General features: G+C 66.4%; 15 protein-coding genes. 4 read left to right on the forward strand and 11 right to left on the reverse strand.

Annotated elements, in window-relative coordinates; genetic code table 11:
* Position 1 precedes the first annotated feature (1 nt).
* Genes EDF58_RS05720 through EDF58_RS05730 form a run of 3 tightly spaced genes read right to left on the reverse strand, consistent with a single transcriptional unit; the run spans position 2 to position 2,828 of the window.
* Positions 2-634, reverse strand: a complete 633-nt coding sequence (locus EDF58_RS05720; RefSeq protein ID WP_132263382.1) for a gluconate 2-dehydrogenase subunit 3 family protein — start codon at positions 632-634, stop codon at positions 2-4.
* On the reverse strand, positions 631-1,689 hold the full coding sequence (locus tag EDF58_RS05725; protein WP_132263384.1) for a sugar phosphate isomerase/epimerase: 1,059 nt from the start codon (positions 1,687-1,689) through the stop codon (positions 631-633). The genes EDF58_RS05720 and EDF58_RS05725 overlap by 4 nt, the downstream gene beginning before the upstream one ends.
* Positions 1,690-1,706: 17 nt before the next feature.
* On the reverse strand, positions 1,707-2,828 hold the full coding sequence (locus tag EDF58_RS05730; RefSeq protein ID WP_243654085.1) for a Gfo/Idh/MocA family oxidoreductase: 1,122 nt from the start codon (positions 2,826-2,828) through the stop codon (positions 1,707-1,709).
* Between the two features lie 154 nt (positions 2,829-2,982).
* On the opposite strand from EDF58_RS05730, the gene EDF58_RS05735 reads away from it, so the two are divergent.
* Positions 2,983-4,194, forward strand: coding sequence for an MFS transporter (locus EDF58_RS05735; protein WP_243654086.1), 1,212 nt, complete (start codon positions 2,983-2,985; stop codon positions 4,192-4,194).
* 79 nt (positions 4,195-4,273) lie between these two features.
* On the opposite strand, the gene EDF58_RS05740 is transcribed toward EDF58_RS05735, so the two are convergent.
* From EDF58_RS05740 to EDF58_RS05750, 3 genes are all read right to left on the reverse strand, one after another.
* Positions 4,274-6,655 carry a glycoside hydrolase family 3 C-terminal domain-containing protein gene (locus tag EDF58_RS05740; protein WP_132263385.1) on the reverse strand — a complete coding sequence of 794 codons (2,382 nt, stop codon included), beginning with the start codon at positions 6,653-6,655 and terminating at the stop codon, positions 4,274-4,276.
* Entirely contained in the window at positions 6,652-7,254 is a 603-nt protein-coding gene (locus EDF58_RS05745; RefSeq protein ID WP_132263387.1) for an NADPH-dependent FMN reductase, read from the reverse strand. The genes EDF58_RS05740 and EDF58_RS05745 overlap by 4 nt, the downstream gene beginning before the upstream one ends.
* Before the next feature lie 62 nt (positions 7,255-7,316).
* Complete coding sequence (locus EDF58_RS05750) at positions 7,317-8,429, reverse strand: LLM class flavin-dependent oxidoreductase (RefSeq protein ID WP_132263389.1); 1,113 nt, start codon at positions 8,427-8,429, stop codon at positions 7,317-7,319.
* A gap of 110 nt (positions 8,430-8,539) precedes the next feature.
* Here EDF58_RS05750 and EDF58_RS05755 point away from each other — a divergent pair, with 110 nt between their 5' ends.
* Positions 8,540-9,217 carry a TetR/AcrR family transcriptional regulator gene (locus tag EDF58_RS05755; RefSeq protein WP_132263391.1) on the forward strand — a complete coding sequence of 226 codons (678 nt, stop codon included), beginning with the start codon at positions 8,540-8,542 and terminating at the stop codon, positions 9,215-9,217.
* Between the two features lie 149 nt (positions 9,218-9,366).
* Here the strand turns inward: EDF58_RS05755 and EDF58_RS05760 are convergent, their stop codons facing one another.
* Together EDF58_RS05760 and EDF58_RS05765 are read right to left on the reverse strand one after the other, a co-directional pair.
* Complete coding sequence (locus tag EDF58_RS05760) at positions 9,367-11,580, reverse strand: TonB-dependent receptor (protein ID WP_132263393.1); 2,214 nt, start codon at positions 11,578-11,580, stop codon at positions 9,367-9,369.
* Positions 11,581-11,837: 257 nt separating this feature from the next.
* The gene (locus EDF58_RS05765; RefSeq protein WP_132263394.1) at positions 11,838-12,344 is read right to left on the reverse strand and encodes an S-adenosyl-L-homocysteine hydrolase; all 507 of its coding nucleotides are present in this window, start codon (positions 12,342-12,344) and stop codon (positions 11,838-11,840) included.
* A 183-nt stretch (positions 12,345-12,527) separates the two neighbouring features.
* On the opposite strand from EDF58_RS05765, the gene EDF58_RS05770 reads away from it, so the two are divergent.
* Both EDF58_RS05770 and EDF58_RS05775 read left to right on the forward strand, forming a co-directional pair.
* Complete coding sequence (locus EDF58_RS05770) at positions 12,528-13,007, forward strand: peroxiredoxin (protein WP_132263396.1); 480 nt, start codon at positions 12,528-12,530, stop codon at positions 13,005-13,007.
* Between the two features lie 207 nt (positions 13,008-13,214).
* Positions 13,215-13,895: an SDR family NAD(P)-dependent oxidoreductase gene (locus EDF58_RS05775; RefSeq protein WP_132263398.1), complete on the forward strand. Its 681-nt coding sequence runs from the start codon at positions 13,215-13,217 to the stop codon at positions 13,893-13,895.
* 53 nt (positions 13,896-13,948) lie between these two features.
* Here EDF58_RS05775 and mtnP read toward each other — a convergent pair whose 3' ends face one another.
* The 3 genes from mtnP to EDF58_RS05790 are packed head-to-tail and all read right to left on the reverse strand — an operon-like array spanning position 13,949 to position 16,288.
* A complete protein-coding gene (gene mtnP / locus EDF58_RS05780) occupies positions 13,949-14,839 on the reverse strand; it encodes an S-methyl-5'-thioadenosine phosphorylase (protein WP_132263399.1) in 891 nt (296 codons plus the stop codon).
* A complete protein-coding gene (locus tag EDF58_RS05785; RefSeq protein WP_132263401.1) occupies positions 14,829-15,470 on the reverse strand; it encodes a TetR family transcriptional regulator in 642 nt (213 codons plus the stop codon). Before EDF58_RS05785 ends, mtnP begins: the two co-directional genes overlap by 11 nt.
* A 32-nt stretch (positions 15,471-15,502) precedes the next feature.
* Positions 15,503-16,288 carry an SDR family oxidoreductase gene (locus EDF58_RS05790; protein ID WP_132263403.1) on the reverse strand — a complete coding sequence of 262 codons (786 nt, stop codon included), beginning with the start codon at positions 16,286-16,288 and terminating at the stop codon, positions 15,503-15,505.
* Positions 16,289-16,340 lie beyond the last annotated feature (52 nt).

Raw genomic sequence — 16,340 nt, forward strand, 5'->3', positions numbered from 1 at the left:
GTCAGCCGAAATCCACTGCGGTCCAGTCGCTGGAAAATGCGCGCATCCCGGGCTGGAGGGGGATGTCCCACTCCCATTTGCCGGGCACGAGTTCGTAGCGAAGCTCCTGCGATCCGCCCGCTTCGCTGGTGTAATAGCCGGTGAGGATCAGGCCCTTCAGCGCGGTCCACGGCGAAGGCGGGGCGCCTTGCGCGAAAGCCTCGGCATCGAGCGCGGCCAGCAGGCGCGTGCGCTCGGCAAGATCGTGCCGCAGGAAGTCGCCGCCCGCCGCGCGGTCGAGCCTATGCTCCAGCCAGGGCAGATGGCGCAGCGAACCGTTGCGGCGGCGGAACGGGGCGACGGCGGCCGTTATCGTTTCCGACGCCATCGGCGCGCCGGTTCCCGAAAGCCCGTGCGCGAGGGCCAAAACCACGAAGTCGCCAACGCCGACGTCGCGCGCGCCCGGCGTATCGGTGCGCGGAATCACGAGGTCCGAGACATCCGCGATCAGTCGGCGCTGGCGGTCGCTGGGCAGGTCCGCCGCGTCGAGATCGGTCAGCTTCACGCCCGCCGCCGGGATCCCCAGAGCCAGCGCCAGCAGCGCCGCGCCCGCCGTGAACTCGCGGCGGTTCCAGCCGTTCTTCGCGCCGCTCATTCGCCGATTCCCATCAGGTGGGCATTGAGCATGCGGTCACTGCCGCTCCCGGCGAAGTCGTCGAAGGCCCGATCGGTGACGCGGATGATGTGCCGCTCGATGAACGGTGCGCCTTCCGCCGCGCCCTGCTCGGGATGCTTGAGGGCGCATTCCCATTCGAGCACGGCCCAGCCGGCGAAATCGTACTGCGCCAGCTTCGAGAAGATCTGCCCGAAATCCACCTGCCCATCGCCCAGCGAGCGGAAGCGGCCGGGGCGGTCCGCCCAGTTCTGATAGCCGCCATAGACCCCGACCCGGCCATTCGGGCGGAACTCGGCATCCTTCACATGGAAGCACTTCACCCGGCTGTGGTAGATGTCGAGGAAGGCGAGGTAGTCCAGCTGCTGCAGCACGAAGTGCGAAGGATCGTAGAGAATGTTCGCGCGCGGATGGTTGCCCACGCGGTCGAGGAACATCTCGAACGTCGCGCCGTCGTGCAGGTCCTCGCCGGGGTGCAGTTCGAAACCGATGTCGACGCCGTTCTCGTCGAACACGTCGAGGATCGGCTTCCAGCGCCGGGCCAGTTCGTCGAAGGCATCCTCAACCAGCCCCGCCGGGCGCTGAGGCCAGGCGTAGAAATAGGGCCACGCCAGCGCGCCGGAGAAACTGGCCTGCGCGGTGAGGCCCAGGCGGCGACTGGCCTTGGCCGCCAGCTTCATCTGCTCGACCGCCCAGGCCTGCCGCGCTTTCGGATTACCGCGCACATGCGGCGCAGCAAAACCGTCGAACTGCACGTCATAGGCGGGATGGACCGCCACGAGCTGGCCCTGAAGATGTGTCGAAAGTTCGGTGATGCAAAGGCCCTTGTCGGCCAGCATGCCGGTCACTTCGTCGCAATAGGTCTGGCTTTCGGCGGCCTTTTCCAGATCGAACAGCCGCGCGTCTCCGCTGGGGACCTGCAGGCCCTTGTAGCCCAGACCCGCAGCCCAGTCGGCCATGCTCTCCAACGTGTTGAACGGCGCTTCGTCGCCTGCGAACTGGGCGAGGAAGATGGCGGGGCCCTTGATGGTTCTCATGGTCTTTCTCGTTCCGATCAGGCGGGAAACTGGACCCAGCCGAGGTCATCGCGGCTGGCACGCACGGCCAGGTCGATCAGGTGCATCCCGCGCAGGCCCTCGGCCATGCCCGGAACCAGTGCGCCGGGCTCACCGCGCAGCATTCTGGCGAAATCACGGTAGAGGTTGGCGAAGGCTTCGAGGTAACCCTCGGGATGTCCGCCCGGCGTCCGGCTGGCCGCAACGGCATCGTGACCAAGGCCCGGATCGCCCGCCTGCACCAGTTCGGTGCGGCCATCGAGGTGATGGAGGCGCAGTTCGTTCGGGCTTTCCTGTCGCCAGCAGAGCCCGCCCTTCTCGCCGTAGATGCGCAAGCTCAGGCCATTGCGCTCGCCCACCGCAATCTGGCTGGCGAGCAGGGCCCCGCGCGCGCCGTTCTCGAAGCGCAGCAGGATCTGGCAATCGTCGTCGAGCACCCGGCCCGGCACCACCGCGCCAAGGTCCGAGAAGATGCGGGTGACGCGCAGGCCGGTGACGAACTCGGCAAGCTGGAAGGCATGGACGCCGATATCGGCAATGCAGCCGCCGGCGCCTGCGCGCGCAGGATCGACCCGCCATTCGGCCTGCTTGCCCTCTGCCTCGGCGGCAAGCCAGCCTTGCGGATATTCGACCACGACCTTGCGGATCGCGCCCAGCGCTCCGGCCGCGACGCGGGCGCGGGCCTCCCGCACTAGGGGATAGCCGGAATAAGTGTAAGTCAGCGCGAAGGGCAATCCCGCAGCCGCCACCAGCGCCGCCATCTCCTCGGCTTCGGCCAGGGTGGCGGTGGCAGGCTTGTCGCAGATTACCGGGATACCGGCCGCAAGCGCGGCTTTCACGGCAGACAGGTGATGGAAGTTGGGCGTCGTCACCGCCACGAAATCGATCCCGTCCTCCCGCGCCGCCTCTTCGCGCAGCATCGCCGCGAGATCGGGATAAGCCCGCGCGGGATCGATGCGATAGCTCTCGCCCGCCTGCCGCGAACGCGCGGCATCGCTGCTGAAGGCGCCCGCCACCAGTTCGATCTCGCGGTCCAGTTCGGCAGCGATTCGGTGCACCGGGCCGATGAAGGACCCCGGCCCTCCGCCCACCATGCCCATTCGCAGGCGCGCTTTCGTCATGCTTCCTCTCGTATGATTTGTAATGGTGGTTCTAATTTTATCGAAGCCCATCGGTCAAGGCCTTCGATGGCATTGACCGCGATCAAAATCACCGATAACAAAAAGAGAATAGCAATTCTAATATAGCGCCGGTCAGCGGCGCGGGCGGAGAGGCATGAACCCGGTTTCCCGATTCTTCAGCAAGCTCACCATGAAGCCGCAGGGCATGACGATCGTCATCGCGGCTTTCCTTCCGATCTTCGCGATCGTGTCGATGTTCCCGATCGTGGCGTCGATGATCGCGCACTTCCACACGGACCCGAACGCCGCCGCCAAGGTGCCGCTGATGGTCACCGCGCCGGGCCTGACCATCGCCATCCTCGCCCCGTTCGCAGGCTGGTTCGTGGACAAGTTCGGCCGCCGCCGGCTGCTGCTGATCTGCACGTTCTTCTACGGACTGTTCGGCACCCTGCCCTTCTTCCTGGACGACCTGAACCAGATCTTCGCCAGCCGCCTGGCGCTGGGCATTTGCGAGGCGGGCATCCTGACCATCGTCAACACCCTGATCGGCGACTACTGGGACAATGAAAGCCGCCGCAACTGGCTGTTCCTGCAAGGCGTGGTGGGCCCGTTCCTGGCTTCCGGCGTGATCCTGATGTCGGGCCTGGTCGCTTCGATGAAGTGGAACGGCGGCTTCCTCGTCTACCTCGTCGCCTTCCCGATCTACTTCGCGATGCTGGCCTTCCTCTACGAGCCCAAGGGCCGCGCCGCGCATGACGACGCACCTGCGGAAGCCACCGGCAACAAAGCCCGCTTCCCGCTGGGTGCCGCGCTGGGCGTCGCCGCGCTGACGCTGTTCTCCGCCGCGCAGTACTACGTCTTCATCGTCAATGGCAGCATCGCCTTCGGTGAAGTGGGGGTGACCGATCCGGGCGCCGTCGCCAAGATGAGCTTCCTGCCCAGCCTGTTCGTGATCCTGGGCGCGCTGCTGTTCCGCATCCTGTCGGGCCGTTCGAACGGCGTGCAGCTCGGGGCCTTCCTCGCCATTCTCGGCACCGGCCTCGCGGTGATCGGCCTCGCCCGCAATCCGGCCGAGATGATCGCCGGCCTGGCCATCCAGCAGACCGGCGCGGGCATGGCGGTGCCTTCGCTGATCGCCTGGGCCCAGACCAAGTTCCCCTTCGAGCATCGCGGCCGGGGCATGGGCATCTGGACCGGCTCGTTCTTCTTCGGCCAGTTCATTTCGCCCGTGCTGGTGCATCAGGCCAGCGGCGCGACCGGCTCCATGCAGGGCGCTTTCGTCACGGCCGGCGTGGTCTCGCTGGTGGTCGCCATCGGCGCGCTGACGATGGGCATGACGCGCGGACGGACGCCGCTGATGGCTTGATCCTTCAGGCAGAGCAAAAGCAGAAAGGCCCGCCGGGAGCGATCCCGGCGGGCCTTTCCTTTTCCGCAAATGCTGCGCTTCAGGTCAGCGCAGCAATCTCCATTTCGACGGCCAGTCCGGCATCTTCGCAATGCCGTGCAAGCCGCAGCGTCAGCCTGTCAGCAACCGGCTCCCAGCCCTCTGTCCCCCAGCGCTGGAGCGCGCGGGGTTCCAGCGGCACGGCAATGCGGCGGTGCTCGCCGGAAGCCAGAACGACGCGGGCGAAACCCACCAGCGCGCATTCGGGATGGTCGCGATAGACCTGCACGACATCGCTGCCCGCGCGGTCCGACAGATTGGCCACGGTGACGTGCAGCATGTTGCCCTCCACCGCAGCATCGGCCCATGCGAAGCGCGCATAGCCCATGCCCGAACCAAAGGGGTGACGCGCGGCTTTGCCGCTGGCGGCAAGGCCGCGATAGCCCAGCAAGGTGCCTTCCGCGTAAGTCAGCGAACCGTCCTCCGCAGGCTGGAGCGCGAAAGCCGGATAGTCCGCCTCGCTTGCCGCGAACGTCACCGGCAGACGGCCGCCCGGCTCGCGCGCGCCGGAGAGCACATCCGCCAGCGCCCGGGCAAAGCCCTCGCCCGGATACCAGACGGAAAGCAGCGCCGCCGCCTTCTCCTCCCACGCGCTGTCGAAGGCATGGCCGACATTGACGATCACCGCCGTGCGCGGATTGGCCGCCGTCACCGCCTCGATCAGGCGAAGCTGCTCGGCGGGAAGCAGCGTATCCGGCCGATCCTTGCTCTCCACGCTGGAATCGGAGGTTTCCCCCACGATCAGTAACACGGCATCCGCTGCCTGTGCAGCATCGACGGCGGCCTGGAGCATTTCCTCGGCGCTGCCGGGGCTGCGCAGGCCATACCAGAGGCCTTGCACGCGCCCGCCGGTCCACGAGAACTCGACCGTGATCGCCACGTCCTGCCCTTCGGCAAGATCCAGGCTGACGGCATCGGAATCGCCGCGCTTCAGCACGCCCATCACGTCGCCGGCAGGAACCTCGCCGCCCGCGCGTAGCACTTCCCTGCCATCGACGAGGATGCGTGCCGCGCCGGTCGAACCGAGGTGCAGCTTGTGCTCGCCGCTGCGCTCCGCGGTGTAGCGGCCGCTGGCGCGCACCGAGCCGGGCGCCATGAAGCGCGCCTGCTCATGCACGCCCACGAACCAGACCAGCGAATTGGTATCGCGCGTCTCGCGGGTGAGCACTTCGCCCGCGCATTCCGGCGCGGCGAAGTATTCCAGCGTCATGCCGCGCGTGCAGCCGTCGCCGATGTCGATCGCTGGCGTCACGCTCATGTTCGGCAGGCGCGGCTGCGGATCGACGCCCGGCGCGAACAGGATCTCGCAGGACTCGCCGTAAGTCTCGCGCAGCGCGTCCACCGGGGTCGGCGCATCGGGCGAGATCGAGATCTTCGCGAATGTCCCGCCCTGGAAGCACGGCGCCCAGGCATTGGGGCCGATGACCGCCAGCGTCTTCACCGATCCCGGCGCGAGCGGGAGCATGTCCCTCTCGTTGCGCAGCAGGGTGAAGCCGGCCGCTGCCGCCTCCACCAGCAGCGCCTCGGCCTCGGCTGTAGGGATCGGCGGCGCCTTGTTCGCAGTGACCCGGCGCGCGACCGAGGCGACGCGCGATGCCGCATCCTCGATGCGCGCCGGATCGACCGCCCCTGCGGATACCGCCGCCTCCAGCTTGCCCCCCATGAACCGCGCCGGCCCCGGCATTTCCAGATCGAGGCCGGCATTGATCGTGCCCTCGCTGGAATGGGTGCCGAACCAGTCGCTCATGATGAGCCCATCGAAGCCCCAGTCCTGCTTGACCACGCCGGTCAACACATGGCCCTGCTCCGAGCACCAGGCGCCATTGACCTTGTTGTAGGCGGCCAGCAGGCCCACGCAGCCCGCCTCCACCGCGTATTGGAACGGCAGCAGGTAGACTTCGCGCAAGGTGCGCGCGTCCAGGCGCACATCCACTTCGTCCCGCGCGGTTTCGCTGTCGTTGCAGACCAGGTGCTTGGCGACCGAGCCAGTGCCGGTCGACTGCAGGCCCCTGACCCATTCCGCGCCGAGCACGCCGGTCAGCACCGGATCCTCGGAGAAATACTCGAAGGCCCGGCCCGCCAGCGGACTGCGCGCGAGGTTCAAATTGGGCGCCAGCACCGCATCCACGCCGCGCGCCACGGCTTCGCTGCCCACCAGGGCGCCGATACGGCGGGTGAGATCGCGGTCCCAGGTGGCGCCCAGCAGGGTCGAACAAGGGCTGAGCAAGGCGATGTCGCGCTCATCCACTTTGCCGCTGGCGATGCCGAGCGGGCCATCGGACATGGTGAAAGACGGGATCCCCGCTTCCGGCACGGCCAGTGTCGACCACATCGACCCGCCGGCCGTGAGCGCGCAGGATTGCGCCAAAGTCACATCGCTCATGCGGCAACCTCCACCGGGCTCGGCGCCATGCGAAAGCCCATGATCTGCTCGGCCTGGGCACGCACGGCGCGGGCAATGCTTTCGTCGGCCAGCGTTCCGTCCGGCGCGAAAGGCTTCTGCTCCACCGAGTTGACTGCAACGCCCACCGGCGTCGGCCAGCCGCGCATCGCATGGACCACGTCGCGCAAGGCGGAAAGCGTGGTGCCGCAGGCCTGCCAGCCCGCCGCCGTGACCACTAGCCCCACCGGCCGCCCGTCAAAATAGACGCGCCTATCGCCGCGCAAGTCTTCCAGCAGGTCGACGGCATTCTTGACGAGGCCCGAATAGCCGCCGTGATAGCCGGGGCTGCCGATGACGATACCGTCCGCACCGCGCACGGCCTCCACCAGCGCCTGTTCCTCGGGCGTGCGGTCGGGTTTCTCGGGGTTGAAATGCGGCAGGCCCGCAAGCGCGGGCCCGTCGAACATCACTGTCTCGGCGCCCAGTGCCGCGCATTCGGCCAGCACGGCGCGCACGATCCGCTCGCTGGAGGAGGCCTGGCGGAACGTTCCGCCGAGGCCCACGATCCGCCGGGGAGCGGCGGGCGAAATCACGGTCATCGCATTCTCCTAAACCGGCGCGGCCTTCTTGCGGACCGCGCCGTCATGTCGGTATCGAAAGCTCAAGCCGGCACCGCGGCCTTGAACGCCGGCATCACCTTCTCCGCCATCAGGCGCAGCGTCTGGTCGCCATAGGCGAGGCGCTGCTCGGTCAGCGGGCCGGTGGTCGTGCCGCAGAGCACGTTGCCGATGCCGAGTTCGGCATAAGGCGCCAGATGCGCCTGCACCGTCTCGGGCGAACCGTAGAGGCACCAGGTGCCGATCCAGTCGTCGCTGAGGGCGTCGGGCGTCCTGTCCGTCTTCTTGTTGGCATCGTCGCTCTCGGCGCGGGCGTTGAATTCCGCCTCGCGCTCGATCGCTTCCTGGTAGCTGCGCAGGATCACTTCCAGTTCCTCGCGCGCCTGATCGTCGCTCTCGGCCACATGGACCACCTGATAAGTGTGCGTCGTCCAGTCGAGCGCGGACTTCACCACGGCATCGTCATGCCCGGCATCGAGCAGGAAGCCCTTGTAGATGTCGAACCACTTCTTGACGTGGACGAAGGGCTCGGTGCCGCCGATCCTGGGCGGGGTGAAGGCCGGGATGAACGCCGGCCAGCCGTTCTCTGCCGCACGGCGCGCGCTGGCTTCCTTCATCGCCACCGGCATCAGGCGTGCATGGCCCGGCGTATAAGGCGCGGGCGTGATGCGCTGGAGCACGCGGCCCTTGTAAGGCCCGTTGTCGATCACGACGGCGGGGTCTTCCATGCCCTTGGCCCAGAGCTGTTCCGCCAGCGCCAGGTTGTTCTCCGCGATCGAACCGGCATCCCGGTAGTCCACCGCGAAGCCGATCATCTCTTCCGGCGTGGTGCCCGAACCGACGCCCACCAGCAGCTTGCCGTCGGTCAGCTGGTCCAGGATGTTGATCCGCTCGGCAAGGCGCACCGGGTGGTGCAGCGGCACGGAGACGACCGAAAAGCCGAAATGCATCTTCGGCATCTGCGCGGCGAGATAAGCGGCGAAGATGAAGCTGTCGCTGGCCACCGGCATGTAGCCGTTGAAGTGATGGTCCGGCAGGAAGATGGCATCGTAATCGAGGTCGGCCGCCAGTTTCGCGTGCCCCTCAAGGTCCTTCATCAGCCTGCGATCCTGTTCGGGACCGAGCGATCGGGCGTTCAGAAATACGGAAAAACGCATCTTCCCCTCCCTTGGGGTCATTGCCGCCGCCGCGATGGCGTGCGTGCCGGTGTGAAATAAATGTGAATTAGAATTGACGTTCTGATTTCGATAGGCTGTTTGTTGCTGCCATGTCAACACGCGCAAAGCCCCGCTCGGCTGAAAAAAAGCTCGCCGTCGATTCCGTCAGCCGCAAGCCCCAGCAGGGGCGCAGCAAGGCGTCGCTCGAACGCATGGTCGCGGCGGCCGAAAAACTCATGCTCGAACGCGGAAGCGAAGAGTTCACCCTTCAGGAAGTGAGCCAGGAAGGCAGCGTCTCGATCGGGTCCATCTACTTGCGGTTCGAAAGCAAGGAGAACCTCGTCCGCGCCGTCATCGGCAATCATCTCAAGCGCATGGAAGTGCGCGAGGACGAGATGATGGCCCGCGTGCATGAGCAGTCCGACTCGCTGGTCACCGTCGTTCCGGCTTTCGTCGAGAACTACGCCGAACTGCTGCGCGAGGAAGCGCCGCTGCTTCGCCAGAGCATGGCCCGCGCCGCTTTCGACCCACTGGTCGCCGGTCCCGGCCGCCAGAGCGCCAACCGTGCCGCCGCCCTGGGGATCGGTGCCATGCTGAACTACAGCGACCAGTTCGGCGGCAGCGATCACGAGCGCAAGGCCAATGCCGCCTACCAGATCATCTTCGCCACCCTCGCCCGCCAGCTGAGCCTCGGTTCCACCGGAGAATCGGTCCATCCGCAGGACTGGAAGGAACTGAAGATCGAGCTGGGCCGGATGTGCCTGGCCTATCTCAAGACCGACTTCTGAACAGAGCCCCGAGGTTCGCGACCGGCTGATCCCGGCCGCACAAAATAAGGGGCGCGGCAGCGATGCCACGCCCCTCCCCATTTTGCGTGGGGCAGTTTGCCGCGGGCCCGCGGAGGAGAAATGCAGGCCCGCGAAGACGGTATCCGGCGTCAGAAGTTGACGCTCGCCCGCACGCCGTAAGTACGCGGGGGCTGGAACTGGTAGTTGTTGGTGTGCGAAACGAAGTTCTGCTGCGCATAGGCCAGCACGTTCTTATCGAAGATGTTGCGCACGAAGGCGATCACCTTCCAGCCGCCTACGTCCGGCTCGTAGCCGAGCGAGGCATTGGCGACCACGAAATCGTCGGTCGAGATGTCGTCGACGTTGAAGGCCGAGAAGTAGTACTTCGACGAGAACTTCGCGTCGGCATGGGCAGTGACCTTGCCGGCACCCACGACGAAGTCCTGGTCGATCGAACCGGTGACGGTGAACGACGGGGCATTGGGCAGGCGATTGCCGCTGATGTCCTGCGGATTGCCATCGCCGTCGTCGACGATGATGCCGTCCCCGAACTTGGTGTGCAGGTAGGCCGCATTGATGCCGATCCGGGTGGTTTCGCCCAGGAGCGCCTTCACTTCGCCTTCGATACCGAAGATCTTCGCCGAACCGACGTTGAAGATACCGCTGCCCTGGAGCACGTCCGAGGTCTGCGAGGCCTGGTAGCCACGGTAGTTCGAGTAGAACACGTCGCCATTGAGCTGCAGCTTGTTGCCCATCAGCGAGTTCTTGGTGCCGATCTCGAACGCGTCGAGCTGTTCGGGATCGTAAGGCACCGAAGCGGAACTGCCGTTCGAATTGAAGCCGCCGGACTTGTAGCCGCGGTCGTACTTCGCATAGATCAGCGTGTCAGGCATGGGACGATAGTTCAGGCCGACATGCCAGGTCGGCTGCCCGTCGCTCAGTCTGCCGTCGCCCGCCACCGGGAAGCTCAAGGCCGGCGCGAAGGGGCTGGACAGGGCCTGCAGGTCCAGGAACGCCTGCCCGCTGCGCACTTTCTTGTCCCAGGTGTAGCGGCCGCCAAGGCTGAGTTCGAGCTGGTCGGTCAGGTCGTAGTCGACCTGGGCGAACACGGCCTGAGAGCGCGTCTTGATCTTGTAGTCGAACTTGATGCCGTACTGGTCCGGCTGGCCGAGCGCCGCCAGGGGACCGCCGTCCGCGAACAGGCCGGTCATGTCGAGGTTGAACAGGCCGGAATCGACCGTGTTGTTCTCGCTGAACCGGAAATAGCCGGCCTGGAAGAACAGCTTCGATGCGCTGTCGTTGCTCACCCGGAATTCGTGGTTCCAGGTCTTCGGGCGCTCGTTCTGGCGGAACTGGCGGTTGGCGGGATATTCCGGGCCGGTGGCGTCGAGAACGTTGTGCCAGTTCTGGCTGTCGTAGCCGCCGGCATAGATGAAGTTGAGATTGCTGTCGGTCGAATAGGCCAGCTCCCAGCGGACGCGGTCACCCTCCAGCGTGGTCTTCTGCGCAGCATCGCCCGGGAAGGCGCCCAGGTCCTTGAAGCTGGGTTTCGGCCCGCCCAGCGTGCCGCGCAGGATGGCATCGCCGTTCACGGTGCGGGAATCGTGCTGGTAGGACACCCATGCCGAAAGACCGCCCGACTTGTACATCGCCTGGATGCGGCCCGAGGCGAAGTCCTCGTCGTCCCCGGAGGTGGTCGGTCCGTCGATCTTGCGATAGCCCTTGTGGGTCAGGTACGTGCCCGAGGCGCGGATCGCGAACGTATCGCTCACTGCCAGGTTCGCGCCCATCTCACCGGTGAACGCGCCGAAGTTGCCCACTTCGACCGCGCTGTAGCCGCCGTTCACGAACTGCGGGCGATTGGTGATGATGCTCACCAGGCCGCCGGTCGAGTTACGGCCGTTGAGCGTGCCCTGCGGGCCCTTCAGCACTTCGATGCGCGCCAGATCGTACATCGACGAGTTCAGCGAGAAAGAACGGTTGGTGTAGAAACCGTCACGCGACACGGGAACGGACGGGTCGCCGATTTCCGTCACGTCGGTCGAGGCAATGCCGCGCACCGCAACATAAGCTGCGCCTGCGGACGGAGAGATGTTCACGCTGGCGTCGATCGACGCAAGGTCGCGCACCGAAGCGATGCCGGCATCGCGCAGTGCATCACCCGAATAGACGTTGAGCGCGGTCGGCGTGTCCTGCGCGCTCGAAGCCGTGCGGTTGGCAGTGACGATGATGTCGCCAAGGCCGGTGGGCTGTTCCTGCGCCGCGGTTTCGCCGGCAGGCTGCGGCGCGGATTCCGTCTGGGCCATGGCGGTCATCGGAACGGCCAGCGCGGACGTGGAAAGAAGCACGAATGCCAGTCTCATCAAACTCTCCCTAGTCGGCGCCGCTTTGCGATCGGGCGCCTTTATAAAACCGGAATGCTTATTCTAATTAGATCACGAATCGGCACCCGTCAAGGCAGCAGAGCGCCTTCGTGAAGCACACGCGAAAGGCGGCGCGTTTCCTGGGCTCAAGAGCCGGAAACGCGCCGCCTTCGGTGCGATGCGATGGTTTTTCGGGGGGTGGTTCGGACGGCGGAATGGGCCTCGAACCTGGCCGTCAGCCGCCTTTGCGGATGTCCCTAGCGGATGGCCAGCGCCGGTATGGTCTGCACCGGACGATAGCCCAGCAGCTGCCCGGCGGTCTCGACCAGAGGCTCACGCCCGATGGCGATGGCGAGGCCCTGCGTCACTTGCCGCAGCTGTCCGCAATCCAGCCAGGGATGTCCGGCGCCGTACTGGTTCGCCATCCCCAGGTTCATCCGCTCCAGCGCGCGCTGGCCGTTCTTCGCGCCATAGGCATGGAGATAGGCGCTGCGCATGTGCCGCGCCGCGGTGTCGAGATCGCCGCGATGCTGCCGGCTGAACGTGCGGTAATCGGTATCGAAGCCCTCGCCCCGGCTCTCGCACCGCATGGCCGTGACTTTCAGCATCGCGTCCAGGCGCTGCACGCGTTCCGATCCGTCATCGCCGATCGCCGCCGGTTTCGGTGCGGCTGCTGCCGGGAGCGCTGCCAGCGCGGCCACTGCGCCGGCGATCGCCAGGAAGGATCGGCTTTTGCTTACGCGCGTTTCAGGCTTGTTGCTCATCTTCGTGCTCCTCCTCCAATGGCGGGTTTTCGTCCCGTCCCAGGGCAAGAGTTTACACGAGTTGGTTAACATCGCCTAAAGCCGGTGACGAGGCGTGCAATCTCCGGCCGCGACATTGTCGGAGCGCGCCGGCACTCTATATCTGCACCGTCGCAATCGACTTGCATCAGAAGGATTTACACGATGACCATCGCCGTTGGAGACAAGCTGCCTGACGTGAAGCTGATCAAGGCCGGCGAAAGCGGCCCCGAACCCGTGCAGAGCGCGGCGTTCTTCGCCGGCCGCAAGGTCGCGCTGTTCTCGGTTCCCGGCGCCTTCACCCCGACCTGCTCGGCCAAGCACCTGCCTGGCTTCGTGGACAAGGCCGCCGAACTGAAGGCCAAGGGCGTCGACGAGATCGCCTGCACCGCCGTCAACGACGCCTTCGTGATGGGCGCCTGGGGCAAGGCCTCGGGCTCTGCCGATGTCACCATGCTGTCCGACGGCAATGGCGACTTCGTGAAGGCCATGGACCTGGTGATGGACGGCACCGGCTTCGGCATGGGCCACCGCGGCCAGCGCTTCTCGATGGTCGTGAACGACGGCGTGGTGGAGCAGATCAACGTCGAGGCGCCCGGCGCCTTCGAAGTCAGCTCCGCCGACCACATGCTCGGCCAGCTCTGACCTGCATGTGAAAAGGCGCTGAAAGGCGCCCCGCGCGAACTGGCCGAAATGGCCTTTCGCCCGGACCAGGGGCGGCCTTCCTGCGGGACGGCCGCCCTTTCCTTTGCCCTTGCGGCATCGACGGGGCGTTGGCTTTCCGTCCAGGCCCATAGCGCCTTGCCGCGACCCGGGCGGATGGCTAGCCTCGCGCCAAAGCGAGGAGTTTTCATGGCACGTTCGGTTATCGTCACCGGTGGTTTCGGCATTCTCGGCGCGGCAGTGGCCGCCGCATTCGCCCGCACCGGCGACAAGGTGGCCCGTATCGACTTCGCGCCCGAGGCCCGTGACCCGCTGGTCGGCGCGCTCGACATCGGCGGCGTGGACCTGACCGACGCCGCCGCCACCCAGTCCGCGCTCGACCGGGTTGCCGCTGCGCATGGCGGGATCGACGTGCTGGTCAATGTCGCGGGCGGCTTCACCTGGGAAACGCTGGAAGGCGGATCGCTGGCGAGCTGGGCGCGCATGCAGGCCATGAACCTGACGACGGCGGCCACGATCACCCAGCTTGCCCTGCCCCAACTCAAGGCATCGGCGGCGGGCCGGATCATCGGCATCGGCGCCGGAGCGGCGGTAAAGGCCGGCATGGGCATGGGCGCCTACGCCGCCTCCAAGTCGGGCGTCCACCGCCTGACCGAGGCGCTCGCCGAAGAACTCGCCGGCACCCGCGTCACCGTCAACGCCATCCTGCCCAGCATCATCGACACGCCGACCAACCGGGCGGACATGCCGGATGCGGACTTCGCCACCTGGGTCCAACCCGAAGCGATCGCGGACGTGATCACCTTCCTCGCCTCCGACGCCGGCCGCGCCGTTACCGGAGCGCTGATCCCGGTCACGCGCGGAGGCTAAGGCGAAAGGCGGGCATGACGGGCCTCCGCCCGGCCCGCGCCTGTCCCGGAAGATCAGTCCCGCTCGCCGAACAGGCGGCAGGCCACGGCATCGAGCCGCGCCACCAGTGCCGGGTCGCGCGCATCGGGCGCGGTTATCAAGGCATGATCGAGCGCCCGGTCGATGGGGCTGGGTGCGCGTTCGGCCGGAAGGCTGGCCGCCAGGCTGCGCAGCATGTCGCGCGCGACTTTTGCATTGGCATGCATGACTTCCAGGACATGGCTGACTTCGACGCCGGCCTCTTCCTCGCGCCAGGAATCGTAGTCAGTGACCATGCCCAGCATGGCGTAGGGAAGCTCCGCCTCCCGCGCGAGCTTCGCTTCGGGCATGCCGGTCATGCCGATCACGTCGGCGCCCCAGTTCCGATACATCCGGCTTTCCGCGCGGGTCGAGAACTGCGGCCCTTCCATCGCGAGGTAGCAGCCGGCGCGATGGACCCTGGCTCCCGCCGCTTCAGCCGCAGCCCCTGCCATTGCGGAAAGGCGCGGGCAGACGGGATCGGCCAGGCTGACATGCGCGACCAGCCCCGTGCCGAAGAAGCTGCCCGTACGCCCCGTGGTCCGGTCGATGAACTGGTCGACCATGACCATGTGCCCTGGCGCCATCTCCTCGCGCAGCGAGCCGATCGCGGAGAGCGCCAGCACGTCGGTAGCGCCGCAGCGCTTGAGCACGTCGATATTGGCCCGGTAATTCACGGCGGATGGCGGAATGGCGTGACCCGCGCCGTGGCGTGCGATGAACGTGAAGCGCACACCGCCAAGCCAGCCGGTGGTCACCGGGCCGGAAGGCGCGCCAAAGGGGCTGGAGACCGTGATCTCCTGCGCCTCGTCCAGTTCGATGCCGGCGGCGAGACCCGATCCGCCCAGAATGCCGATGTGCCAGAAGCTGCTTTTTTCAGCGCGCAAGGATACCTGCCATGATGATGTCGATCGTGTGTTCGCGGTAGCGGTCGCGCAGTTCCTCGGTCAACGTGTCCTGGTCGAAGCAATGCTTCAGCACCAGCCGCGCCGAGAAGAATCGGTCCACCGCCCCGGTCACCGTGAAGTAGAAAAGTTGCGGATCGATTTCACGGAACACCCCTGCCCGCACACCGTCGCCAATGAGCTGTTCATAGGCGCGGTAGATCGGCGAGAGATAGCAGTCGGCAATGCGGCGCGCCTCGGTATCGTCGCTTTCGCGCACCATGCGCATGGTCAGGCGGTTCAGATAGGGAACCTCGTAGAAGGTATCGACGACCTTCCAGAGATGGCGCCGCAACTTGGCCTCGGGCGACCAGCCATCCTTGGCCACCAGCGCGTCGACGCTGGTGACGATCGATTGCCAGTCGCGATCGAGCAGCGCCTTGAGCAGCCCGGCCTTGTTGCCGAAGTAGTACTTCACCAGCGCGGAATTGAGCCCCGAGCGTAGCGACAGTTCGGACAGCGAGATGTCGATCACGTCGCCGTCGCGCATGATGGCGCTCGCCGTCTCGAGCAACTGGGCGCGGGCGCCGGGCGGCGGCGCGCCGGTCTCGCTCGTGGAATTGCCTTGCGCCATGTCCCGGTTTCCGCCCCTGTTCCCCGAAACGCTTACTTCGGACCCATGCGGATCGCGCCGTCGAGCCGGACGGATTCGCCGTTCATATAGTCATGTTCCAGCATGAAGAGAGCGAGCTTCGCATATTCGTGCGGCTTGCCCAGGCGCTTGGGGAACGGGACCATGGCGGCCAGCGAATCCTGTACCTGCTGCGGCATGCCGGTCATCATCGGCGTCTCGAAAATGCCGGGGAGGATCGTGTTCACGCGGATTCCCTCACTCATGAGGTCGCGCGCGATCGGCAGGGTCATCGCCAGCACGCCGCCTTTCGACGCCGCATAGGCCGCCTGCCCGATCTGCCCGTCCTGCGCCGCGATCGAGGCCGTGTTGATGATGGCGCCTCGCGCCCCGGCGTCATCGACGGGATCGAGCGTGACCATGCCTGCCGCCGCCTTGCTGATGCAGCGGAAAGTGCCGATGAGATTGATGCCGATGGCCTTCTCGAACAGGGCCATGTCGTGCGCGCGCGGCGCGCCGGTCTCGCGGTTCCGGCCGACGGTCCTGGAAGCGGGCGCGATGCCGGCGCAGTTGACCAGCACCCGTTCCTGCCCATGAGCGGCGCGGGCCTTGGCGAAGCCGGCATCGACGCTGGCATCGTCAGTCACGTCGACCTGGCAGAACACGCCGCCGATCTCTGCCGCAATGGCTTCTCCGGCATCGACGTTAAGGTCGAACACGGCCACCTTCACACCCTGCTCCGCCAGCGCGCGCGCCGTGGCTGCGCCCAGGCCCGATGCCGCGCCGGTAACGACGGCGGCAAGGCTGCTGTCCAGTTTCATGCTGCTTCCCCTTCCTGCCCGCGCAGGCCCGCCCCACCGAACGGCGAGGGCA

Source organism: Novosphingobium sp. PhB57 (assembly GCF_004342985.1).
Taxonomy (GTDB): domain Bacteria; phylum Pseudomonadota; class Alphaproteobacteria; order Sphingomonadales; family Sphingomonadaceae; genus Novosphingobium.

Coding starts and splice junctions, on each gene's coding strand:
- EDF58_RS05720 (WP_132263382.1), bottom strand. CDS start 634: ATGAGCGGCGCGAAGAACGGCTGGAACCGCCGCGAGTTCACGGCGGGC.
- EDF58_RS05725 (WP_132263384.1), bottom strand. CDS start 1,689: ATGAGAACCATCAAGGGCCCCGCCATCTTCCTCGCCCAGTTCGCAGGC.
- EDF58_RS05730 (WP_243654085.1), bottom strand. CDS start 2,828: ATGACGAAAGCGCGCCTGCGAATGGGCATGGTGGGCGGAGGGCCGGGG.
- EDF58_RS05735 (WP_243654086.1), top strand. CDS start 2,983: ATGAACCCGGTTTCCCGATTCTTCAGCAAGCTCACCATGAAGCCGCAG.
- EDF58_RS05740 (WP_132263385.1), bottom strand. CDS start 6,655: ATGAGCGATGTGACTTTGGCGCAATCCTGCGCGCTCACGGCCGGCGGG.
- EDF58_RS05745 (WP_132263387.1), bottom strand. CDS start 7,254: ATGACCGTGATTTCGCCCGCCGCTCCCCGGCGGATCGTGGGCCTCGGC.
- EDF58_RS05750 (WP_132263389.1), bottom strand. CDS start 8,429: ATGCGTTTTTCCGTATTTCTGAACGCCCGATCGCTCGGTCCCGAACAG.
- EDF58_RS05755 (WP_132263391.1), top strand. CDS start 8,540: ATGTCAACACGCGCAAAGCCCCGCTCGGCTGAAAAAAAGCTCGCCGTC.
- EDF58_RS05760 (WP_132263393.1), bottom strand. CDS start 11,580: ATGAGACTGGCATTCGTGCTTCTTTCCACGTCCGCGCTGGCCGTTCCG.
- EDF58_RS05765 (WP_132263394.1), bottom strand. CDS start 12,344: ATGAGCAACAAGCCTGAAACGCGCGTAAGCAAAAGCCGATCCTTCCTG.
- EDF58_RS05770 (WP_132263396.1), top strand. CDS start 12,528: ATGACCATCGCCGTTGGAGACAAGCTGCCTGACGTGAAGCTGATCAAG.
- EDF58_RS05775 (WP_132263398.1), top strand. CDS start 13,215: ATGGCACGTTCGGTTATCGTCACCGGTGGTTTCGGCATTCTCGGCGCG.
- EDF58_RS05785 (WP_132263401.1), bottom strand. CDS start 15,470: ATGGCGCAAGGCAATTCCACGAGCGAGACCGGCGCGCCGCCGCCCGGC.
- EDF58_RS05790 (WP_132263403.1), bottom strand. CDS start 16,288: ATGAAACTGGACAGCAGCCTTGCCGCCGTCGTTACCGGCGCGGCATCG.